The organism is Mangrovibacterium marinum, assembly GCF_003046625.1.
GTDB classification, from domain to species: Bacteria; Bacteroidota; Bacteroidia; order Bacteroidales; family Prolixibacteraceae; genus Mangrovibacterium; species Mangrovibacterium marinum.
Genome location: NZ_QAAD01000011.1, coordinates 28698 through 53593, shown reverse-complemented (window position 1 = coordinate 53593; position 24896 = coordinate 28698). Strand labels below are relative to the sequence as shown.

At 45.2% G+C, this 24896-nt stretch carries 13 protein-coding genes; 7 read left to right on the top strand and 6 right to left on the bottom strand.

The window, feature by feature from the left end:
• Positions 1–303: 303 nt before the first annotated feature.
• From C8N47_RS18690 to C8N47_RS11610, 4 genes are all read right to left on the bottom strand, one after another.
• Positions 304–1428, bottom strand: coding sequence for a Wzz/FepE/Etk N-terminal domain-containing protein (locus C8N47_RS18690; protein WP_170111375.1), 1125 nt, complete (start codon positions 1426–1428; stop codon positions 304–306).
• Between the two features lie 14 nt (positions 1429–1442).
• Positions 1443–3863, bottom strand: coding sequence for an SLBB domain-containing protein (locus C8N47_RS11620; RefSeq protein WP_107822732.1), 2421 nt, complete (start codon positions 3861–3863; stop codon positions 1443–1445).
• 641 nt (positions 3864–4504) lie between these two features.
• Positions 4505–6121, bottom strand: coding sequence for an ABC-F family ATP-binding cassette domain-containing protein (locus C8N47_RS11615; RefSeq protein WP_107822731.1), 1617 nt, complete (start codon positions 6119–6121; stop codon positions 4505–4507).
• 111 nt (positions 6122–6232) lie between these two features.
• Positions 6233–7438 (bottom strand): L-serine ammonia-lyase, encoded by a 1206-nt coding sequence (locus tag C8N47_RS11610; protein ID WP_107822730.1) that lies wholly within the window; start codon positions 7436–7438, stop codon positions 6233–6235.
• A 598-nt stretch (positions 7439–8036) separates the two neighbouring features.
• Here C8N47_RS11610 and C8N47_RS11605 point away from each other — a divergent pair.
• From C8N47_RS11605 to C8N47_RS11575, 7 genes are all read left to right on the top strand, one after another.
• Positions 8037–9497 (top strand): aminoacyl-histidine dipeptidase, encoded by a 1461-nt coding sequence (locus tag C8N47_RS11605; protein ID WP_245915708.1) that lies wholly within the window; start codon positions 8037–8039, stop codon positions 9495–9497.
• A gap of 346 nt (positions 9498–9843) precedes the next feature.
• Complete coding sequence (locus C8N47_RS11600; protein ID WP_107822729.1) at positions 9844–10443, top strand: RNA polymerase sigma factor; 600 nt, start codon at positions 9844–9846, stop codon at positions 10441–10443.
• A gap of 28 nt (positions 10444–10471) precedes the next feature.
• Complete coding sequence (locus C8N47_RS11595) at positions 10472–11668, top strand: FecR family protein (protein WP_107822728.1); 1197 nt, start codon at positions 10472–10474, stop codon at positions 11666–11668.
• Between the two features lie 162 nt (positions 11669–11830).
• On the top strand, positions 11831–15106 hold the full coding sequence (locus C8N47_RS11590) for a SusC/RagA family TonB-linked outer membrane protein (protein WP_107822727.1): 3276 nt from the start codon (positions 11831–11833) through the stop codon (positions 15104–15106).
• Between the two features lie 194 nt (positions 15107–15300).
• Positions 15301–16458 (top strand): FecR family protein, encoded by a 1158-nt coding sequence (locus tag C8N47_RS11585; RefSeq protein ID WP_107822726.1) that lies wholly within the window; start codon positions 15301–15303, stop codon positions 16456–16458.
• 146 nt (positions 16459–16604) lie between these two features.
• A complete protein-coding gene (locus tag C8N47_RS11580; protein WP_107822725.1) occupies positions 16605–19664 on the top strand; it encodes a SusC/RagA family TonB-linked outer membrane protein in 3060 nt (1019 codons plus the stop codon).
• 11 nt (positions 19665–19675) lie between these two features.
• Positions 19676–21253 (top strand): SusD/RagB family nutrient-binding outer membrane lipoprotein, encoded by a 1578-nt coding sequence (locus C8N47_RS11575; RefSeq protein WP_107822724.1) that lies wholly within the window; start codon positions 19676–19678, stop codon positions 21251–21253.
• A gap of 157 nt (positions 21254–21410) precedes the next feature.
• Here C8N47_RS11575 and C8N47_RS11570 read toward each other — a convergent pair whose 3' ends face one another.
• Both C8N47_RS11570 and C8N47_RS11565 read right to left on the bottom strand, forming a co-directional pair.
• Positions 21411–22610, bottom strand: coding sequence for a saccharopine dehydrogenase family protein (locus C8N47_RS11570; protein WP_107822723.1), 1200 nt, complete (start codon positions 22608–22610; stop codon positions 21411–21413).
• A 462-nt stretch (positions 22611–23072) separates the two neighbouring features.
• A complete protein-coding gene (locus C8N47_RS11565) occupies positions 23073–24875 on the bottom strand; it encodes a cation:proton antiporter (RefSeq protein WP_170111374.1) in 1803 nt (600 codons plus the stop codon).
• Between the last annotated feature and the right edge of the window lie 21 nt (positions 24876–24896).

The window sequence follows — 24896 nt, the reverse complement described above, 5'->3', positions numbered from 1 at the left end:
ATCGGAAATTGGAGTATAAAGATAGGACTTAAAATGGGCTGTGGGATGTTCAAGGACATCCGGGGGAACACAACAAATAGACATGAATCCGTGAAATCAGGAGCCGGGCTGAATGTTGAAGATATGCGATACGTTGGGTTGGGCTGGGCGTCGCAAGTTGTCGGGTTGGCGTCCCACAGAGATCAAAGCCACCTGGCGATCTGCCGGCTTCGGGTTTCTGAGAGGGTAGACTTTCCGAAAAAACGAACAACTTCATTGTTTTTTTTTTTGAGGCTGTTCGTTTATCGGTTAATCTTGCCGGATTTAGTCTTCAGCCTGCCATTTTTCTTTTACCGAGTTGAAAAATTCTTTCCCGAAAACCAGTCCCACGCCGGCAACACCGCCCAGGAAAATCCAGATCATTAAGATCAGTGGCCGATTGGGTTTCGACTTTTCAATGGGTACCCGCACCGGCTCAATGATGGTTAGTATCGGGGTGTCTTCTTTCACTTGTATTTGGGCGGTTTCAACCTGTTTGGCTAACTCCGAATAAACCGAGTAGGCCAGGTTGTATTGGCTCTGCAGCTGTTCTTGCTCCGTTAGCGCCAGAGCCGACGAAACATTTTTGTTGCGGTCGCGGAAAAGGGCCAGTTGGCGCTGGGCATCTTCAAATTCGGCTTTCTTCTCGCTGTAGCGGGCCTGAATAAAACGTAATTGGTCGGCAGCCTTCTCCAGCTTGTATTTGGTAATGTATTCCTGCAGCATGGTCTGGGCTTTTTGAGCAACCTGAGCGGCGAGCAGCGGATCGCTAAAGTTGGCTGCCAGCGTAATATAGCCGTCTTTATCGTTGACTTCGAGCGATAGTTGCTCGCTGAGCTTTTTGCGAACATCATTTTGCTCTTGCGTCAGGGCGATCAGCTGGCTGTCCGTATTGCCGGTGACAATCGGTTCGGGTTCTCCTTTTATCGCCTTCAGCAAAACAAAGGGAAGCCCGAGTGTATACTTTTGGACGATTCCTAAAACACTGGCTTTTTGGTATTCTGTATAATATTCGAAAAGGCTGATGGGCTGATCCACATCGGGGCAGTCAAACTGGCTGTTCATCAATTCCAGCTGAAAGGGGATGGATTGCATAATCTGCGGGTAGATCATGGGCGACAAGGCATCAGCGGTACTGCCACTTCCCAGGTTGAAGCCGGCCATGGCCGCCAGCGATGAGAGGCCTCCAAGCTTGCTGGATGTACTGCTAACCTGAGGCACCATGGTTGAGGAGGCTGTGTATTCCTTCGGACTCGCCAAGGCAAATAGAAGCCCCAGCACAATGCCTGCGCCAATCCATTTAAAAACTGTTTTTCGGTTATTCCACAGCGTTTTTGCTAATGCCAATAAGTCAATTTCGTCATCAGCCAGCTGGTTGGGTGTATGGTTTTGTTGTTCTGTGTTGCTCATTTTCGTGTCGGTCTTTATTTCAATACAGCTACAATTGCCACGGCAATGGAAGAGAAAGTACTCGCGATGGCCAGCCATGTTCCGACCGGCATTCCTTCTTTCTTGGGTTTCTGAGGAACGATGATCTGGCTTCCGGGCTCCACTTTCGGGTATTTGCGGAAAAAGAATGTTTTAGTTGATGCTGACGAGCCGTTGGCATAAATGACATACACCTTGTCCTTTTTGGCTTCAGTGCTGAATCCACCACTTGAGTTGATGTAGTATTTGGCATTTTTGCCTTTTTGAAAAGCCAGACCGGCGGGGTTCATCACTTCTCCGTTCACCCAGATTTCTTCCGATTGAACGGGAATGTAAATTTCGTCGCCTTCTTTCAGGGTATAATCGTTGTCGGATCCCGGGCGGTTGAGGATGGACTCCAGCTGCAGCTCCAGGGTTTTGGCCGAGATTTCCTGAATTTGTTCCAGGGTTGAATCGCCTTCCAGGTGCATTTGGCTGGCTATCGTCAACTGCTCTTTGGCTTGTCTGTCAACTTTTCGCGTCATGTGCGCACCGGCTTTGAAAGCATAAGGAGTCAGGCCTCCGGCACGCTTCAGCAAGTCGGAGATGCGTTCGTTTTTACTGCTGATGCTGTATTGGCCCGGATATTTTACCTCGCCAAGGATGGTTACCGTTTTCTGACTTTCGTAAGAGGGAGCCCGGCGAACATAAACCTGGTCAAAGGGCTGGAGTACAAAATTTTCATCTTCATCAGTCAGTTTCAGGTCTCTGCTGATGGCAAAGCTGTAAAGGCTGACCATTTTATTATTCAGGTTGGCGGCATCTTCGTAACTGTTGCGACGGGCAACTTCGATGTACGATTCGCTGGCGGCTTCCTTCATCCCCCCGGCAATAAAGATCAGATCTTTGAGGGTCATGTTTTTGTAGAAACTGAATTCGCCGGCTTGCATAATTTCACCGTAAATGCGGATTGTCTTTTGCTCGCCAATGCTGTAAATGTCGCGAATCAGGATTTGATCCTCGCGTTGCAGCAAGGGGTCATTCTTGCCCGAAAGAACTTCGTTGACATCGAACGCAATGGTGGTTGGGAAAAACTTTTCATCGAGGCGGATGATCAGTCCGCGTTCGGCAAAGTAGTTGGGGATCAGTCCTCCGGCTTTTGTCAGTAGATCGGAGAGGTGTGTATTCGTATCCAGTGCATAGGTTCCCGGACGGTACACGGCACCATCGATGCTCACCCGGTTTTCAAAAACATCGATCAGCTCTTCAGCGCGGATGATATCGCCGTTTTTTAGGGCATACGAAGGGTATTGGTTTTGTTGTACATCATCCAGTTTGTAGCCATCCTCGGTGTTGCGGGTGATTAACAACCGGCTTTGTGCGGCTTTCTCGCTGAAGCCCCCAGCATAGTCGATGAGCTTGTTGATGTTTTCACCTTCCTTTAATTCAAAGATCGCCTCGCGTTTGAAGGCGCCAACGGTTTCAACCCTTTTGTGGTAAGTGGGGATGAAAATAACATCCTGGTCACGCAGGGATAAGTTGTTTTGGGTGTTGCTGTTCAGCAGGTAATCGTAAGCATCAATTTCGGCAATCTGTTTGTTGTTGCGGATGATGCGAATGGAACGGAATGAACCGTTTTCGTTGGGTCCTCCGGAGAGGTATAGCGCATTGAAGGCCGAAGCTGTCGCCGGAAGCGTATAGGTTCCCGGAGTGATGGCCTCACCAATTACATTGACCTTGATGGAGCGCAGATTGTTGATGCTCACCTCGGCGAAGGTGTTGGGCGAATCGCCGGCCATACCCGAATAGATGGCCGATAAGCGGCGGATTAACAGTGTGCGAACGGAGGCAAAGTCCTGCCGGGCTACCTGTACCGGTCCCAGATCGGGGATGTTTACTGCTCCGTTGTTGTCGACAACCAATTGGTAGTTTTGCTGGCTGGCACCCCACACATTAACCGTCAGTTGGTCGCCAATGCCTACCACGTAGTCGTTGGGCACCGGAATGTTGGCTGAGGGCTCAAAGCTTAGTTGATCCTGATTGAACAATTTGTAACCAAAAACACGGCGATTTTTCAGTGTTCCCGGGTGATCTGTTTTTTGTGCGCTGGGTTGGTCGTCGGTAAAGTTGACCTCCTCGGTAGTTTGAGCAGCGCTCTGCTGGGCTTGGATGCCTGATGCTGAGCTGCCATTTTGCACTTGCTGTAAGCGGCTCATCAATTGATCAATTTGTTGTTGTGAAGCACCTTTGGCTCTGGCCAGTGATACTGCCTCGGTGACCGTTAGGCCGCGTTCCCGGATTTGTTGGGCAATTTGATTAATCTGTGCGTCGGACAAGTTTTCAACCTGTACGGTTGAGATGTCGGTTTGCGCCGAGACAGTGGCGAGAAATCCACTGAGAAATAGTGCTATTAAAATAATTGTTAGTGATCTGAACATCTGTTGTTGTTTGTGTTCTACATAGTTTGTTTTCCCCCGGGCGGGGTTGGCGGGGTAAAATTACATAATTTTATGGATTTTCCGAGAGTTGAAAAGGCGATATCCGCGCTTTCGTACGATTTTGTTTTTTTGTTCAGCTCTCCGGCCCGGCGGGTGGTCGATCGAAAGCGATAAAAAAACTTCCTGATGTACGTAAATTCCCAGCGGGGATGAAATTAGCGGGGGCTCGGATGTCTTGTTGTCGAAGTTGTCAAAAGTTGTCTTCTAAAACAAGGTTGCCGTCAGTTGATGATTCGGTGGCTTGGTGTTCATCTGCTTTCGCAGAACCTGGCAGCACGACTTTTTAACTTTCCGCTGAGTTGAACCAATCCTAAGGGATCCACTCCGTGGAGCAATGCCAACGTTGGCAGGGGCCGAAAAAACTTCATGATTCCGGGGAATCAGCAAAAGGGAAGAACGTGGATTCTTTAGAATTAGATTGACCCTTCCATTCCGACAAAGTCGGAATTTCCCTCCCTCGCGAGGGAGGGCCAGGGTGGGTACATTAGATAGAAAGGAAAAGCAGAAGGGGCTTTCACCGAAAAAGAGGTTGTCTTTCAAAAACGAAGACAACCTCTTTGCCGGATAGTGCTAGTCCGGAATTATTTTGCGTAGCGTTCTGCCCGGTTTGCTTTAATTTTGTCGTCGGTCAGATAGTCTTCAAAATCCATGTATTTATCAATAACACCATCGGGGGTTAAGTCAATCACCCGGTCGCAGACAGAAGAGATAAACTCGTGGTCGTGCGAAGCCATCAGGATTTGTCCCGGATAGGTTTTCATATTGTTGTTAAACGATTGGATCGACTCCATATCCAGGTGGTTGGTGGGGTGGTCCAGAACAATCATGTTGGGGTGCTCCAGCATCATGCGCGAAATCATGCAGCGCATTTTTTCACCTCCCGAAAGCACTTGAACGTTCTTCTGCAGGTCGTCGCCCGAGAACAACATTTTTCCCAGGTATCCGCGCAGGAAGGCTTCGCTGGTATCGTGCGAGTATTTTCCCAGCCATTCGTAAAGTGTTTCTTTTTTCTGGAAATACTCGGTATTATCCATCGGCAGGAATGCTTTTTTGATGGTTACACCCCATTCAAACTCACCGGCTGTCGGTTCCAGTTCGCCGTTGATGATTTTGAAGAAAGCCGTCATCACGCGGTTGTCTTTTCCCAGGAAAACCACTTTTTCGCCATTTTCGATGGTGAAGGTTGCATCTTTAAACAGCACTTCGCCATCCACCTCGTAGCTTAGTCCTTCAACCCGAAGGATGCGGTCGCCGGCTTGGCGCTCGGGTTGAAAAATAATTCCCGGGTAGCGGCGTGTTGAAGGTTCAATTTCTTCAATATTCAGTTTATCCAGCATCTTTTTACGGCTGGTTGTTTGTTTCGATTTGGCAACGTTGGCACTGAAGCGGCTGATGAATTCCATCAATTCCTTCTTCTTCTCTTCAGCCTTTTTGTTGGCTGCGGCCTGCTGACGAAGGGCTAACTGGCTCGATTCGTACCAGAAGGTATAGTTACCGGAGAAGGCACGGATTTTTCCGAAGTCGATATCCACCACGTCGGTACAAACATTGTCCAGGAAGTGACGGTCGTGGGAAACAACAATCACTGTGTTTTCCGAGTTACTCAGGTAGTTTTCCAACCAAAGAACGGTTTCCAGGTCAAGGTCGTTGGTCGGCTCATCGAGCAGCAGGTTGTCGGGATTTCCGAACAGGGCTTGAGCCAGCAAAACGCGTACCTTGGCTTTGGCTTCCATATCACTCATTTGCGAATAGTGGAACTCCTCTTTAATGCCCAGCCCGCTCAACAGCATGGCGGCATCGCTCTCGGCATTCCAGCCGTCCATCTGTGCAAATTCATCTTCCAGTTTGGCGGCCAACATGCCGTCTTCTTCGGTGAAGTCAGCCTTGGCATAAAGCGTTTCTTTCTCTTTCATGATACGCCACAGCTCTTTATGGCCCATCAGAACCGTGTCCAGCACCGTAAACTGGTCGTAGGCATGGTGATCCTGCTTTAATACCGAAAGGCGTTCGCCGGAACCCATGGTTACCGAACCGCGGGTAGGCTCAAGCTCGCCCGAGATCAGGCGCAGAAAAGTTGATTTACCGGCACCATTGGCACCAATTACCCCGTAACAGTTACCCGGCGTAAACTTGAGGTTTACATCGGCAAAGAGAGGCTTTTTACTAAATTGAATTGCTAAATTTGAAACGGTTATCATATCCGGAATACTTTCATTATCAATAGAGGGGCGCAAAGGTAATAGTTTTGACGGCTTTATTTCGCTTATGGGATTAATTAATCCTTAAGTTGTCGGATCGAAAACAGTTCATCAGCGTTTGCCTTTGGCCTGGTAGCGGGCCAGCCCGCCCTGGCTGGTTTCTTTATAAGTGTTGGGCAGATCCTTGCCGGTTTGGTACATGGTATCCACCACTTCGTCGAAGCTGATGCGATGGCGGCCGTCGCTCATCAGGGCGTAGGTGTTGTGAGCCAGAGCTCGTTCGGCCGCCATGGCATTGCGCTCGATGCAGGGAATTTGCACCAGACCGGCTACGGGATCGCAGGTGAGCCCCAGGTGGTGCTCCAAGCCCATTTCGGCGGAGTACTCAATTTGGTTGATGGTGCCACCCATCAGTTGCGTTGCTGCGGCCGAGGCCATGGCGCAGGCAGTGCCCACTTCACCCTGGCAGCCCACTTCGGCCCCCGATATCGAGGCATTTGTTTTCACCAAAGTGCCAATCAGCCCGGCGGTGGCCAAGGCTTTTAAAACGTGCTTTTCGTCGGATTTATAGGTTTTGTTGAAGTAGCGCAAAACAGCAGGAACCACGCCACAGGCACCACAGGTGGGCGCCGTAACGATTAAGCCGCCGGCAGCATTCTCTTCGGACACGGCCAGGGCAAAAGAAAACAGTTCGGAGCGTTTCTTGAACGGGCCGCTGAAATTCTCGGCTTTCAACTTGAAGGCGTAGGCTTTGCGTGGCAGCCGCAATTCGCCGGGCAGTGTGCCTTCTCGCTCTTGTCCGCGTTTGATGGAGTCTTTCATCACTGTCCATATTTCATGCAGAAATTCCCAAATCCCCGGTCCTTCAAATTCTTCGACATATTCCCACAATTGCTTGCCGTTTTCGTGACACCAGTCCAGAATGGAGTCCATGGTCGAGTACGGATAAATCTGTTCTTTTCGCACGGATTCTCCCTCTTCAACAATCGCTCCGCCACCAACACTGTAGGTTACTTTGGAGCAGAGTAATTGCCCTTGGTTCGAGAATGATTCCAATTTTAAAGCATTGGGGTGGTGGGGGAGAAATACGGTAGGCTCCCAAATAATCTCGAGCTGGTGTTTGGCAAAAACTTCGTTGATGACAGCATCGGTAAGGTGTCCCTTGCCGGTAGCCGCAAGGCTGCCATAGAGCGTGCAAACAAAACGGGCTGCCTGGTCATTTTGTGCCAGAAAACGCTCAGCGGCCAGCCGGGGGCCCATGGTGTGACTACTCGAGGGACCATGGCCTATGCGGTATATTTCTTTGATCGATTCCATTCAACATGTTTTATTGGCAAAGAAAGGAGTAATGAGCGACAGAAGAACAGGTAAAAGTCAGTATTCGCAAAAAAAAATATTCCTGAAACCCGGGGGCTACCGGCAGCAATGATTGCCGATGGCATTTTGCTGCTTTTTTCTGAAAGTCTTACTACGCAGAGGCGCTACGTTGCAATGCCAATAACTGTTTTTGACTAGAGGTGGAACGACAACCCGACAACTTGTGAAACAACGGCAACTGCATAGTTGAAAGAATTCGAAACTTTCATTCCTGTTGGTGATTCCCGGGAATCATGAATGTTTTTTGTGTATGTTCTGCAACCCATCATGCAAGCGGTTTTCGAGCAGGCGGGTTGATGTTTGACCTTCCAACATCGATCAATCCATGTTGAAAATTTGTTCTTTACTTTTTAGCATTAACTTTGACTGATCACATTTCATAGACTGTTTTTAGAAAAGAATAGTTCGTTGGATTTTCATAATCGCCTGTCTTTGATAGCCTTGTTGGTTTGTCGGGTGGTTTTTTAAAAGCACTGAATTAAGGTGCTGTAATTATCTGATCGTCTGAAAATCTAACAATCTATTGAGAAAAGATATTATGAGAAAATTGGAAAAATTAACGCCGCAACCGCTTTGGAATTACTTCGAAGCAATCTGCCAGATTCCTCGTCCGTCGAAAAAGGAAGAGCGTATCCGCCATTTTTTGATGGAGTTCGCCCGGAAGCACGGCCTGGAAGCAAAAGCCGATCAGGCCGGAAATTTGTTGATTGCCAAGCCGGCAACTGCGGGGAAGGAACAGATCCCTACTGTGGTGTTGCAAGCTCATCTGGATATGGTGTGCGAGAAGAATACGGAGAAAAACTTCAACTTCGAGACCGATGCAATTGTGCCTGTGATCGACGGTGAGTGGGTGAAAGCTGATGGCACAACGCTGGGGGCTGATAATGGTATCGGCATTGCTGCGCAGATGGCTGTTCTGACAGCTACGGATCTTGTTCACGGGCCCATTGAGTGTTTGATGACCGTAGACGAAGAGACCGGCTTAAGCGGAGCTTTTGCGCTGGAGCCCGATTTTTTTAAGGGAAAAATCCTGTTGAACCTCGATTCGGAAGACGATGGCGAGATTTTTATTGGCTGTGCCGGTGGTATGGACACGGTGGCCGAACTGAATCTGGAAAAGGAGAAAACTCCCGGAAAATCCTTTGGCCTGAAAATCATCGTGAAGGGCCTTTGGGGAGGGCACTCCGGCGACGATATTCACAAGGGACGCGGGAATGCGGTTAAAATACTCTCCCGCTTTTTATGGCAGGCCGTGCGCGATTTCGGCGTTCGGATTGCCGAGTTTGAAGGGGGTAACCTGCGCAATGCCATTGCCCGCGAAGCATCGGCTACGATCATTGTCCCGTCGGTTCAGAAAGAGAGCCTGGTGGCGGAGCTGAATATTTTTGCGTCGGATGTTGAGTTCGAATACGAACGTACCGAACCCAATCTGGTGGTCGACCACAATTCCACAAGCTTGCCTGACCAGGTGCTCACCATGGCCAGTCAGGAGCGCTTGCTGAATGTTTTGCTGGCCTGTCCGCATGGGGTGCTCGAGATGAGTACCCGCATGAAAGATATGGTTGAAACCTCCACCAATATGGCCTCTGTCAAGTTTGTCGATGGTTGCAAGGCTCAAATTACGACCAGTCAGCGCAGCGAGCTCGAAAGTCGCAAACTGATGGCTGCCCAAATGGTGCGCTCGGTGTTTGAGCTGGCCGGAGCAGAGGTGAAACATTCGGATGGCTACCCGGGCTGGACGCCCAATCCGGCCAGTTATATTGTTGGCGTGGCAGCAGAATCGTACAAACGGCTGTTTGCTCAGCAGCCTGTTGTGCGCTCCATTCACGCGGGGCTGGAGTGTGGTTTGTTCCTGGAGAAATATCCCGATCTGGATATGGTATCCTTCGGCCCAACGGTGCGAAATGCGCATTCGCCGGATGAGCGAATTCACATTGGGGCAACTGAGAAGTTTTGGTTGCATCTGGTCGATATCCTGCAGGTTGTCGCCGACTCGTAAGCGGGTGCATTGAATCTGTTTTTCTCGCCGGATTCTGATTTTATTGTTCGTTGTATTAATCTGTCGATCTGTTCACATTGAACGCGTATTTATTGTAGTGGTATGTTTTGGTGTTTGCGAACACATCTTTGGCGGTATTGTTGGTTCGTTGATTAAATTCATATAAATTCACGGCTTCATGACAGGCAGCAGTTATTTCATTCTGGTTGAAACAGAGGGTATTTGAGTGCTGAAAGAAGAATAGTTGTATCCGGTTGAGGAGCTTTGCTTTTACATCTTTCTGTGGGTTTTAACCACAGGGAAGACGGACACTTTATCAATTTGCCAAAAACAGTAACAACGATTTATGCTCAAAGAGGGAAATCACGATTATTTTCTTTGGAAAAGAATTAAAGCGGGGAATGGGCAGGCATTTCAGGAGCTTTATGATCGTTATGCAGATATCCTTTTTTCGTTTGGAATGGTATATAGCCGAGATCGGGAATTGGTTAAAGATTGTATCCACGACCTCATTTTCGATTTGTATAAGTATCGTAAAAATCTGGCAGAGAACGATAACATCCGAAATTACTTGTTTAAATCACTGAAACGTAAAGTGCTTGCTTCAGCTAAAAAGAATCTGCGTTTGGTCTATTCTGAGAATTTGACTCAGGAAACGGGAAATGAGTTACGCGAGACTGACGCCGACGAAAATGAAGACCAACAAGATCAATTAAGTCGGATTAATCGATTAATTGGTCAGTTGCCTGAAAAGCAGCGCGAAATTCTGAATCTGAAGTTTCAATTGGAGATGCCTTATCATGAAATATCCGGGATCATGGATATTTCAGTTGAGTCGGTTCGCACCTCGGTTTACCGGTCGATAAAAACGATCAGAGAACAGCTTGAGGGGAAAGATATGATCCTTTTCTTTGTTTTAATGAAAGAATACAGCCAACTAAACTAACTTTTAAGAGACCTTTGTTCCATAAACTATGCGAGACGATCGTGAAAATATACATGCTGAAGATCTTTTATCTGATGATCGCCTTCTTCAAAAACTGAAAGAAAGAAAACCGGGATTTGCAGATAAGGCTAACCGAGAGGAACTTTTGGCGGTTGATATTCTGGATGTTTTGGTTGAAAGAAGGACAAAAATAACCAGCCAGGAGCGCAGTGAGTTAGAAGCTCGTGTTCAGGCAAGCATCCGGAGACAGCAATTTTTGAGGATACTGACCTGGAGTGCAATTGCTGCAATGTTTGTCGTGGTTCTTGGTATAACCTGGTTTTTTAAAACATCAAACAGTTCCGGAATCAGGCAGTTTGCAGAAAGCGTTCAGGTAGATCAAATAACGAATACGAAGTTGTTTCTAACACAAGGTGAAGCGTATGAAATTGGAGCGCAAAGTTCAGAAATTACGTATCTGTCTAATAGACAAGAAGTCGAAGTTTCATCCGAAGGGAAGTCGGTGGTGCTGCCAAATTCTGATCCCCGTGTTCAACAATCAGATTTTGAAAGAAACTACAATATGATTGTGGTGCCGTATGGTCGCCGAAGTCGGGTTTTGCTGCCCGACAGTTCTGTTGTGTGGCTCAATTCGGGATCGAAACTAACTTATCCCGGGCATTTTGAAAAAAACAAACGCGAAGTTGTTTTGGAGGGTGAAGCAATGTTCGAGGTAAGTCACGATAAAGAAAGACCCTTTACTGTTTTGACCCGGGATTTGGACGTAAGGGTATTGGGAACGGTATTTTGCGTTACTGCTTATGACGACGAGGATGTGGCCAGCACCGTTTTGGTGAAGGGGGCGGTAGAGTTGAGTTATGACAGTGCAATCCCCGGCTTTAAGCGAAAGCAGATAATGGTTCCGGGTACGAAGGCCGATTTACAAGCAGAAGATCATCAGTTGAACCAATACGAGGTCGATCCGCAGGAGTACACTTCCTGGAAAGATGGTTATTTGAGCTTAAAAAATGCAACATTGGAAAGTATTGGGAAGCGTTTGTCTCGTTATTATAATGTTCCTGTCAAGTTCGAAAATGACGGTCTTAAATCAGAGCGGTTTTCAGGCTATCTTGATTTGAAGGGATCAGCAAAGGAGGTTATCGAAATAATAACCGAAATAACGGGAAAAGAAGTCGTTGAAGATAACGGAACCTTACTTATTCGGGAAAAGCAAAATCCATTATAATCGGGATGGGCAAACTAATCGGTGAAACAACATCTTCAGCGTATTGCATCGATTTGCATGATTGAATTTTGAGGCTTTCAATTTGTTCGCTATTTTGAACGCATTTGACGAAGTCGTGTTTGAATACGATGATGATGTATAACCTGGTGTCCACTTAACGGTATGAATTTAAAAGCTTTATTCTTATTCGTGTTGTTCTTCTGTAGCTCGTTTCTACTACCTGCGCAGGATAACCGAATTACGGCTCACTTTAGCTCAGTAAGTCTGAAAAAAGTCTTTGAGCTTATACAAGAGCAAAGCGAATACATCATTTTTTATAACGATAAACAAGTTAATTTAAAAAGAACAATAAAGCTTAATGTTGAAGACCAGCCTGTCGATGACGTATTAAAAATAACACTGAAAGGTACAGGACTGGGATATAAGATGTTCGATCGTCAGATTATCATTCTCAAAGATCAGAACCTTGACGGTAGCTTAAATACACCTTCAGTAAATAATCTCGATCGTAAAGTACTTAAAGGAAGAGTGACCGACGAAAGCGGGAATCCATTAGTCGGTGTAACGGTGGTTGTTCCCGAAACGAGTGTCGGTGTTACTACCGGATGGGATGGCCACTATCAATTGAAAGTTCCGGCAGACACGCATTACCTTTCATTTTCGTTTGTTGTAATGAAAGCTGTACAGGAAAATGTTGAAGGGAAAACAACGGTTGATGTTGTGCTCCTTAGTGACGATTTTGGAGTGGAAGAAGTGGTTGTATCCGCTTTGGGAATTCAACGTGAAGAGAAGTCTTTGACTTATGCCACTCAAACGATAGACTACAACGGCATTGGGAGCCGGGAGTACAGTTTTGTAAGTGGCCTTTCCGGTAAAGTTTCCGGGATGGAGGTTAGCCGAAGCGCCTCAGGCTATGGTGGATCCTCTAAAATTCTGCTGAGGGGAAATAAATCATTGTCTACATCAAGTGAACCTCTTTTTGTGATTGATGGCATCCCAATGGTCAACAGCAAAGGACGACAACTGGGACTTTTTGACGGAGGTGACCAGGGCGACGGACTTTCGCAGGTTAATGTAGATGATATCGAAAGTATAACGGTTTTAAAAGGAGCCAATGCAGCAGCTCTTTACGGAAGTCAGGGGGCTAATGGGGTTATTCTGATTAATACAAAAAACGGCCAAGTCGGAGCACTCAGAGTAATGTTGAGTTCATATCTGACTGTTGAGTCTATTATGGATCTGCCCGATTTGCAATATGACTATGGAAGTGTGGGGGGGGCCGCTGAAAGTTGGTCGTATGATAAGGGAAAATACGCAAATGGTTATGTGAGAGATTTTTTTCAAACCGGCACGAACCTGGTAAATACGTTGACACTTAGTGGTGGTAGTCAGCGGTCAAGTTCCTATTTTTCCTTTTCAAATACATCATCCCAAGGCGTCGTTCCGGAAAATAAGTACGACAAAATCAACCTGACTTTTAAACAGTCGGGTAATGTGTTGGATGGTCGGTTAAAGCTTGGTTCGACGATTATGTTGGCGAATGAGCAGGCTAAAAATAAATATCTGGCCGGATACTATTTAAATCCGCTTACCGGACTATACCTTTTTCCCAGAGATCGGGATTTCGCTCAATATGCCCAAAACTACCAGGTGTTCAGTACGGTGCGCAATATGTACCTGCAAAATTGGTTTGTGCAAGATCACTTTCAATCTAACCCTTATTGGATTATCAATAACGAACCACGCGAAGATTTGATTAAAAGGTTGATCGCGAATGTGAACGCAAAGTACTGTTTTAATGATCATTTTGAAATTGCTGTACGAGGAAGTTATGACTATGCCGTCAAGACTTTTGAGGAAAAGCATAAGGCTGGTTCTAATATTACGAACGTGCACGCAAATGGTCGCTGGGTTTATACCAAGGTAAATGATGAGCTGATCTATGGGGATGCCATTTTATTTTATAACGACAGCTGGCAGAAATTTCGGGTTAGTGCGATTCTTGGAACCAGCTATCAGAAAAGTACACTTGGACAAGGTTTAACAGTTGATACCGGCACAGAAGGCCTCAGGTATCCCAATGAGTTTTATTTTCAGAATATTGATGGTGAGGTGATGGTAGAATCCGGCTTACGTAGCCGCTTAATAAAAGAAGCAGTATTTGGAAATGTGCAGCTAAATTATGATGATAAGTTGTTTGTCGATTTGTCAGGACGTAACGATTGGGCATCAAGTTTAGTCGGAACAGGGAATGACTCTTATTTTTATCCTTCGGTAGGATTCAGCGGAGTTCTGACTGATATTTTGGATTTGCCGGACTTCCTCAGTTTTGGAAAGCTGCGAAGTTCCTTGTCATGGGTTTCCAACGAAGTTCCCTTTAATCGCGTCAACCCGCAGCACAGCATCGACAGAGCCGGAGTGGTATTGAATACTTCCCGGTCCTTTGAAAACCTCAGACCTGAGAGAATAAGAAGTTTTGAGCTAGGCACAGATTGGAAATTGTGGGATAATCGCTTTGGACTGGATTTCACATACTATAAACTAAACAGCCGTGATCAGTTTATTGAGTTGCCCGCCCCCTCCGGATCCGGCTACTCAACTTATTATGTGAATGCAGGCAAGGTGATAAACGATGGGATCGAATTAACGACCTACATTACTCCGCTCAAGACCTCAAACTTTGAATGGGAAGCAACGGTTAATTATGCCGAAAATAAGAATAAGATCGTAAAGCTGCATGAAAATCTGAAAGACCCGATTGTACTCTCTGATAATGAAGGTTATCAGCTGATTGTTGACGAAGGGGGATCATTCGGAGATATCTACGTTTACAAGTTTTTGAGAGACGAGAATAACCGAATTTTATTAAATGAAAGCGGTGGTATTCTTCGGACTGAAAAGCCGGAGTATATTGGAAATTCCAATCCTCGATGGAGCATGGGATTTAATAATCGCTTTAGTTACCGTAATTTCTCAGTTGACTTTCTGATCAATGGTAAATTCGGAGGAAAGGTGATTAGCCAAACTGAATCAATGCTCGATGGCTATGGAGTTAGCAAGCGTTCGGCTATTGCACGCGAAAACGGCGGAGTTGCAATTAAGGCGGTGTTACCTGATGGGACATTCGTCGATCAAATCGATCCACGACTGTATTATACAACGGTTGGGGAAAGAACTGGTATTAAGGAGGTTTATACCTATGGTCGGGATAATGTTCGTTTGTCGCAGCTTCGACTCACTTATCTGCTTAGGGCGGAGAAGAGCTGGCTAAAACAGGTTCAGTTTTCACTGGTCGCTCAAAATTTGTTTTTCTTATACCGGGATGCTCCTTTTGATCCGGAAATTACATTGAATACGATGGTGGATGATCAGGCGATCGATAGTTTTAGCGTGCCTTCAACCCTTTCGGTTGGCTTGAATGTAAAGCTGCAGTTTTAATTCAGACACCGGAGACGAAAAAAAATAAGAAAAAAAAACACTCTTTCTAATGGTTTGTTTCTGAGTCGATTGAGGTGCTTGTGTTAAAGTCTGATAAAAAAAGTTACATTTTCTTGTCTATGTTTTTCACCGAAGGTGCTTATGGCTTATAAACGATCAGGAAACTGACCTTTTTAAGCTGTAATAATCCGATAATGAGGAAAAATTTTAAAAAGGCAGAAGATATCTTGACCGATGACAGACTTGTCGCTGAGATTGGCGACAAGTGTGATCAATGTTCAGACGCAAATACCGACAAGCAGTTTAAACTTGCTGTCAGGATTTATCGTGCTTTATTTAAAAAGCGCGCATTGATCGGTAAAGCACAAAAGCAGGCATTAGGAGCAAGAATTGATCAGTCGATCAACGTGTATAAACGCCGCATTCAGTTTTATCGTATTGCAGCAGCAGCTGTTTTTATTTTCCTCTTGGCAATACCCGCATTTGTTGTGTGGAACAGAGAGTCTGATTTAGCTCGCTATGCCCAAAATGCCCCGGATGTAAGATCTGCGGAAAATACACGGCTGTTATTAGCCAATAAGCAAGTCGATATTGATACGCAAAAGTCCAGTATCGAGTACTTGAACAACGGTAATTCGATTCAAATTGATGCTTCTGAGCAAATTAATCAATTGATTTCTGCTGGAGAAGTCGCATTGAATACATTAATCGTACCTTATGGAAAGCGAACTACAATTACCCTTTCCGATCAAACTAAAGTTTGGCTTAACTCAGGCTCCCGGTTGATTTTTCCGGCCTCATTCACGAAAAAGAACAGGGAAGTATACCTCGAAGGAGAAGCAATTTTCGAGGTTTCACACGATAAATCTCATCCCTTTGTTGTGTCAACACGGAATGTGGATGTTGAAGTTTTAGGGACCGTTTTTAATTTGAGCGCCTACAACGACGACGACTTCATCAATACTGTTTTAGTCGAAGGAGGAGTGTTGTTGAAGTATGGCGGAAATGTTCTATTAGGTCGACAAAGTTCGCAATTATATCCGGGTATGCTTGCAAGTTATAATACACAAACCAGTAGTCTAAACAAACAGAAAATTAATACTCAATTATATACGTCATGGCGCGAGGGGTACCTTGTATTCGAACAACAGCCTTTGGGAGACATTGCAAAAAAGATAGCTCGTTACTACGACGTGCAGGTTGTGTTTGACGACGCCGCTCTTGCAAAGGAAACATTCTCCGGAAATTTAGATCTGCAGAACTCGGCCTCCGAAGTGCTTCGTGTCGTTGCCCAAATCGTAAATGCCCGGATTGAACAACGGGATAACCAGTTAATTATTTCCAAAATTTAATCGGATGAAATAGACCAGGCAAGAGAATATTATAGCCGCTTTGTTGAGTGTGGGCGGAAATATTGATCTGAAAACTCAAATCTTAAAAAAACAGATACCATTTTCTATGAATCAAACAGTATTCATCTATTAAAATTGAACAAACTATGAAGAAGTTGTGCTTATTATTTTTTGTGCTCGTCCTGCTAGGCACTGTGTCAGCAATGGCACAGACCATTACAGGGCGCGTTGTCTCAGAAGGAGACAATGAACCGCTGCCAGGTGTTGCGGTACTTGAAAAAGGTACCAACCACGGTGCAGCAACCGATTTTGACGGTAATTACACCTTTAATCTGCAAAACCCGGATGGAGCCGTATTGGTATTCTCATTTATGGGATACGAAACTCAGGAAGTTTCAGTGGACGGAAGAACAAGTATTGATGTTGTTTTGAAAAGCAACAACATTGCTGTTGACGAAGTGGTTGTTACTGCTTTGGGTATCAAACGCGAAGCTAAAACATTAACTTATTCATCGCAACAGGTGGACGGTGATGAAATGATGAAAGCAAGAGATATCAACTTTATGGGTAGCTTAAGCGGGAAAACGGCAGGTCTTGAGATTCGTAAAAGTACTTCAGGTGCCGGAGGTTCTACTCGTACTGTTTTACGCGGAAGTAAATCGTTAACAATGTCTGGTGATCCTTTGTACGTTATCGATGGCGTGCCTATGGTTAATAATAAAGGTGGACAGTCTGGAATGTGGGGGGGGACCGACGAAGGTGATGGTCTCTCTCAAATCAACCCCGATGACATTGAAAGCGTTAGTGTATTGAAAGGAGCAACAGCTGCTATTTTGTATGGTAGTGCAGGTGCCAATGGTGTCGTTATCATCAATACAAAGAAAGGTAAAGATGGAGCTACATCCGTAAGTTTCAGCTCAGCAGGATTGTTCGAAAGCATTATTTCGGAGCCCAAACTTCAGTATCGTTACGGATCAGAAGGCGGAGCTGCTGAAAGCTGGTCATATACGAAAGGTAACTATGATAATAAGTTCGTAGATGACTTCTTCGAGACGGGCTATAATTTGGTAAATACTTTGTCTGTAAGTAGCGGTAATGGCAAGCAGTCAACTTATTTTTCTTATGGAAATACGAGTGCCGGAGGTGTTGTTCCGAATAACAGCTATCAGAAACACAATATTACCTTCAAAGAATCGACCAAATTTTTAGAAGATAAGATTAGCCTGTCATCAAGTGTAATGTTAGCAACTGAACGTACCAAGAACCGGAATACAGGTGGTTATTACCTGAACCCGTTGACCGGTTTGTACTTGTTCCCAAGAAGCGGAGCAACACCATGGGATGGAACATCCGGAGCTCAGGATTTTTCTTATTTTAAAGAAAACTACCAGTATTTTGATACTGATCGCAATATGTATACTCAAAACTGGTTTGTAGACAACGATTCGCAGTCGAACCCTTACTGGTTGATCAATAAACAACCGAAAGAGGACTTAACGAAGCGTGTGATTGCCAGCTTAACATTGGAATATCAGATTGCGAAGAACTTAAAGTTTCAGGCGCGAGGAAGTTATGATTATTCAGTAAAATCATTCGAACAGAAATTCTATGCCGGAGGTAATACCACCAATATTGGAACCAACGGTCGTTGGAATTATAAAAAATTCGAAGATAAACAAGCTTATGCTGATGGTATCTTCACCTACAATAATGATTTCGGTGATATTAGCCTGACAGCAATTGCAGGTGCTAGTTATCAGCAGTCGGTTTTCGGAGACGGAGTGAGCGTGGATAATGGGGTAAAAACATTACTTTACCCAAATGAGTTTTATTTCCATAACATGCCTGATAACGTTGAAATCGAATCAACCTACGGGGGAAAGATAATTAAAGAAGGAGCATTTGCCAATATTCAGTTAGGCTATAAAAACCTCCTTTTCCTGGATCTCTCGGGTCGTAACGATTGGTCATCAACATTGGCTTTAACAGGTAATCAATCTTATTTCTACCCTTCTGTTGGTTTATCCGGAATCTTATCTCAAATGGTTAAATTGCCTGATTTTGTTGATTTTGCGAAAGTTCGCGCTTCTGCCTCACAGGTAAATAACGAAATTCCATGGGGGAAAATCTTGGTCCTTGATAAGATCAACTCTGTAACAAATGGTATCGATAAAAATACGATTGTTCCGTTTACTGATGCTAAACCGGAACAGTTGGTTACTTATGAAGCGGGTACCGATTGGCGTTTCCTTAATGGCCGGTTAGGATTCGATTTTTCGTATTACTACATCGTTAGTACAAATCAGGCTCTATTGAGAAACCTGGAAAGTTCAGAGCAATACGAGAGCTATACTCAAACGTATTACAACGCAGGTAAGATTGTAAATCAGGGGGTTGAGCTTGTATTGAATGCGACGCCAGTGAAAACAAACAATTTTACATGGAACAGTACGGTCAATTTCTCAAGAAATAAAAATAAAGTAAAGGAGCTTGACCCTCAGGATCCTGAAAAATATCAGGATTTTGGTTCGTCAGAAGGTTATGTCGCCCGGGTGTACTCCGGTGGATCAATTGGTGATATCTACGGGATCAAATTCAGACGAAACGATGCTGGCCAAATTATGTTGGATGATGCCGGAAAACCATTAAAAACGGCTTCAAACGATTTGCAATATTTGGGCAATCTTGATCCAAAATTTAGTTTGGGGTGGAATAACAGTTTTAACTACAAACAATTCTCGTTAGGATTTTTGGTTAATGCCAAAATTGGCGGTAAAGCATTTAGTCAAACTGAATCGATTTTAGATGGCTACGGGGTAAGCGAACGTACTGCAGCCGCTCGTGATAAAGGTTATGTTGAAATCAACGGAATACAAGGTACAGCTAATGTAACACAAGTTGATCCTCAAACTTATTACTCAACAGTGGGCGGACGTAACGGTGTTGCAGAAGCGTATGTGTATGACAGAACAAATATCCGTTTAAGCCAAGTGTCTCTTTCGTACGATTTTGACGTAGAAGCATTGAAGTTGCCAATTAAAAATGCATCGTTCTCTTTGATCGGTAATAACTTGTTTTTCTTGTATAAAAAAGCACCGTTTGATCCTGAGATGAGTATGAGTACTGATATGAACTCTCAATCACTGGATAACTTCAATGTTCCGGCAACAAGAACTTATGGTTTCAACCTTAAAGTAACATTCTAATATTGCATATTATGAAAAAGATACTATTTATATTTCTGGTTGGTTTACTGGCTAATGCCTGTACCGACGGCTTCGAAGAAGCAAACATCAATCCTTACGAGATCTCAAGTGAGTCTTTGAAACAGGATAATAACGATATTGGATCTTATTTTCCTTCATTGTTGTCAAACATTTTTGGGCACCAAATTGAAGAAAACCTGATCGCTGAATCCTTTTGCGATTATATGGCTACTCCGACCCCTTTTGTTAGTGGAGTAAATAATACCACTTATTATATTACCTGGAACACTTATTGGAATCGGATCTATAACAACCTGATGTCTCCATCTGGACAAGTGATCCGAAAAGCTTTGGATGATGATAAAGAAGTGTTCGCAGCATGGGCTAAATTAATTCGAATTTTGGGTATGTCGCGTTTGACAACTTATCATGGTCCGGTTATTTATACCGAGTATGGCCAGGCCAATGCAGGATATGATAGTGAAGCTGATCTGTATGACGCATTTTTTAGTGATTTGGATGATATACAAGCCGTTTTCTCGGCTAACGAAGATTATCCCGCTTTGAAAGCTTTTGATGCAAGTTATGATGGTAGTGTCGCTAAATGGGAGATGTTAGTCAACTCAATGCGCTTAAAATTGGCAATTCGCATTTCAGAGGTTGCGCCTGAGCTTGCAAAAGCTGAAGGGGAGAAGGCTATAGCAGACCCAGCAGGGCTTATCTTAAGTAATACCGATAACTTTGAGATTTCACTGTATGGTTCAGATCTTTATCTTGCGATTATCTGTTTCCAATGGAATGACACTCGGATGTCTGCTGGTATGGAATCGTTTCTGGTTGGCTTGAAAGACCCCAGAATTGACAAGTATTTCCAACGGGTGAACAATAGTTCTTTAGTTGCAGATCATCCGGATTATCCATATAAAGGTATTCGCAACGGAGCGGAGTTGGTCGCAAAGGGTGATCATACTTCATATTCTTTGATTGCTGAAAGTTTCGCTACAGTTACAGAACGTCCTTATTTGGCAGCAGCCGAAGTATATTTCGATTTAGCAGAAGCAGCCTTAAGAGGATGGGATGGTGCAGGAGATGCCGCTGCGAACTACGAAGCTGGTGTTCGTGCTTCATTTGAGCAGTGGGGCGCAGGAGGTGTTGACGCTTATCTGGCAGATGCAACAAGTACACCAATTGATTATAATGATGTCGTTTATGATAATCGTGGTGATGGCTCAATTAACGATTTTATTTCTCGTTCAACAGTAACCGTTGCTTGGGATGAAGCTGCAAATAACGAAGTGAAACTCGAAAAAATCATCACTCAAAAATGGATCGCCGGTTTTACAAACCCGAACGAACCGTGGGCTGACTTCCGTCGTACCGGTTATCCTAAATTGCCTCATGTATATCAAAACTCGAGTAATGGGGATTGGGGAGTAATTCCTGCTGACGACTGGATCAGACGGATGCCTTTTGTTGACGGTGAACGTCAGAGTAATCCTGAAGGTGTTGCTGCTGCTGTTGCGACAATGAAAGGTGGTGATTTAATTAGCACGCGCTTATGGTGGGATACAGGTGGTTCAAACTTTTAATCGCTGATCCATATATCGACAAAATTGAAGAGGCTCCCAATAAGGGGGCCTCTTTTGTTTTGTTGGGGTGCTCTGGTTTTATTTCTCTGCGGAATTGATACAAAACAAAAAGCCCGGCTGTCATCCAACCGGGCTTCTGTTTGTATGTGGTTTTGGATTAATATTCCATTTCCAAATCGGTGTCGTGAATTTCGTTCCAGGGCAAACCGTGAATGTTCAGTTCTGCCATAAACGGATCCGGATCGAATTCTTCAACGTTGAAAACGCCCGGTTTTTTCCAAAGACCTTTCAGGTACATCATGGCACCAATCATGGCCGGAACCCCCGTGGTGTAGCTAACACCCTGCGTGCCGGTTTCCTGGTAAGCAACTTCGTGGCTGCAGTTGTTATACACGTAGTAAGTTTTCTCCTTACCGTCTTTCAAACCTTTAATGCGGCAGCCGATTGAAGTCCATCCTTTGTAGTTCTCACCCAAATCACCCGGATTAGGTAACACGGCTTTCAAGAACTGGATAGGTACAATTTCTTTGCCTTCGTACATAACCGGTTCAATGCCGGCCATACCAATATTTTGAATCACACGCAGGTGAGTCAGGTATTCCTGTCCAAAAGTCATCCAGAAACGAGCTTGTTTGATGGTTGGGAAGTTTTTCACCAACGATTCCAGCTCTTCGTGATAAATCAGGTACGATTCTTTTGGTCCGATCTCCGGATAGTTCAAGGGCTTATGAATCTCGTGCGGTTCTGTTTCAACCCATTTCCCATCTTTCCAGTATTTGCCTTTTTGAGTCACCTCGCGGATGTTGATTTCCGGGTTGAAGTTGGTCGCAAAAGCTTTACCGTGGTCGCCTGCATTGCAGTCAACGATATCCAGATAATTAATCTCGTCGAAATGGTGTTTCGCTGCGTAGGCCGTGTAAATACTGGTTACACCCGGGTCGAAACCGCAGCCCAGAATTGCTGTAATTCCGGCTTCTTTAAAGCGGTTTTGGTAAGCCCACTGCCATTTGTATTCAAATTTGGCTTCGTCCTTGGGTTCGTAATTCGCCGTATCCAGGTAGCTCGTCTCAGTTTCCAAACAGGCATCCATAATTGGAAGATCCTGGTAGGGAAGGGCTACGTTAACAACCAAATCCGGCTTGAAGTTGCGGATCAGTTCAACCAGTTGAGGTACATTCTCGGCATCAACCTGGGCCGTTTGAATACGGTTACCACCAATTTTGTTAGCGATCTCGTCACATTTCGCTTTCGTGCGGCTTGCCAACATAATTTCGGAAAAAACTTCCGGAAGTGCAGCCATTTTGTGCGCAACAACTGTACCCACGCCACCTGCACCGATGATTAATACTTTTCCCATTGAAGTGTTTAAATAATAGAGTTTAAAAACGGTTTAAACGCTGTTTCCTTTTTAATTTATAGTTAGAAGGTCGCGTTCATGCAAAATACATCAGAACAACGACCTTTACAAGCGCCAAAGGAAATAATTTTTTCAAGCTCCGGAAATAGACGATGAATTTATTTCAAAAAAAATCACTTTTGGGGGAGTACGCCAAATTTTTACGTCTTCTAACAAATTTTAACAGCGATTTGTTTGCGTTAATAAGACACAAAGCTATCTTTGCAGCATAGAAAACAGGGAAAAAAGTAGATTTTTTTCATAAGTTTAGGTTTAGTTAGGTTAGTTAGTTTAGTGAGAAAGGGTAGGCCAGAGGGTCTACCCTTTTATGTTTTAGTAAAAAGCCTGAACAGGCCGGTAATACCAACGGAACCCCATTTTAGAGAGGTGGCTTGTTGCCTTGTAGAGGGGATGTTTCACCAATCAATCTCCGGTTTTCTTCAGTACCCATAGGCGCTCATTTGTTTCCAGCTGTTCATCCGAATGAAAGGGGCGCAGAGACTGATCCTCCGCTTCAATTAGCAAGGGCAGACTTTGCTGAAAGTCGATTGCTTGTTTGGAGCACCAAGCTGCACCCGTCGTTTTGTTTGTGACCGCAACAGTGGTTAGTTGCGTTTGCTGATCGCGGATAAGTTGAAACCAGCGCACCATATTAAATGCCGGTGCAAACAGATGCGCCGCGTTCGATTTTTTGAGCAGTTCGGAGCCTACTGCAGATTCACCCTGTGCGATGGCAACATAAACCTGTGGAATCAGGAACGAATCGTGGGCCAGCTGTGCAGCCAGCAGGTTGACCTGACTATTGGTCGTTAGTCCAATGAACGAGGCGATGTTCTCCGGCTTCAGCTCGGCCAGGAGATCTTCGTTCAGCGCATTTCCCTGGATAGCATTCAAGGATGATTGACGCGCTTGCTGCACACGTTCGGGGTTGTTGTCGATTAAGGTGACGGGTATTTTGGTTGCCAGCTTTTCGGCAAGCAATAAACTTAGCGGGTTTACGCCTACAATCAGCGTCCCTCGGCGTTTGTCCATATAAACCAGCTCGCCTCGGCGGCGTAGCCACTTCGAGGTCCAGTTGAGTAATACCGGCACGGTTAAAGTGGTGAAGATGGCCATAAACACCAGGATCGAAAAAATGGTTTGATCGATAATGCCCATGGTCAGGCCAATCTCAGCAATGATAATTTCCACCGCACCGCGTCCGTTCATCCCGGTTCCGATGGTAATACCTTCGCGCCAGCCGTTGCGGGAGGGAAGGTAGAAAAGTGCTGTACCCAGAATTTTTCCGATAATAGCCAGGAAGGTAATCAGGATGAGTAGCCACAGATCGGTTTGGAAGACGGTGATGTCGACAAAAAAGCCGGCCGATACAAAGAATATGGGTGCCATAAAACCAATGGAAACATCGTAAAAGGCCTTATTCAGCTCTTTGGAGATTTTCCGAGGGAAGAGCTGGTCTTTCAGGAAGAGTCCGGCCATAAATGCTCCGAGTATGCTGTGCATGCCGGCCAGCTCGGCCAGCTCACAGTAGCCAAAGGTCACAATCAGGATCATGGTGAAGTAAGCTGTGCTGTTTTTGAGGCCCGACTGGCTGATGTAACGCCCCAGACGCGGTAACAGCAGCAGCCCAATGCCAATGGTAATGCCGAAGAAAGCCAGAATCTTCACGCCAATCAGCAGCAGGGCGCCGCTATCGATGCTGCTGGACTCGGCAAAGTTGGTAATGCCCGAAAAGATGACCAGTGCCAGGGTATCGGAAATTAAGGCGCCGGCCATTAGCACGTAGGCAATGCGGGTGTTCAGCAGCTTCAGATCGATCAGTATTCGGCTTTTGGTGGCCAGCGAGGTAACGCCAATGGCAATGGCAACAAAGAGCCCCGACATGCGAGTTCCGCCGTACCATACAATGGTGAAGTAGCCCAATGCAAAAGGTACAAAGAAGCCGCCGATGGCTGCCAGTAGCCCGGGCCAGGAGGCTTTTTTAAGATCGTGAAAATCGATCTCCATACCAATGTAAACCATCAGCAGAATGATGCCGATTTCGGCCAGTACTTTTATCGATTCGCTATACTCGAGCACCCCAAGTAGTCCGGGGCCCAGGATGATGCCGATTAAAAGCTCGCCCAAAATGGCGGGATACCCCATCTTACGGATTGCAAGTCCTCCGAGGTATGCTGCCAGCAGGACAGCAGCAATGTTTAGAATATTTAAGTGAAATACTTCCATCTGTTCTTCTTTTGAGGTGTA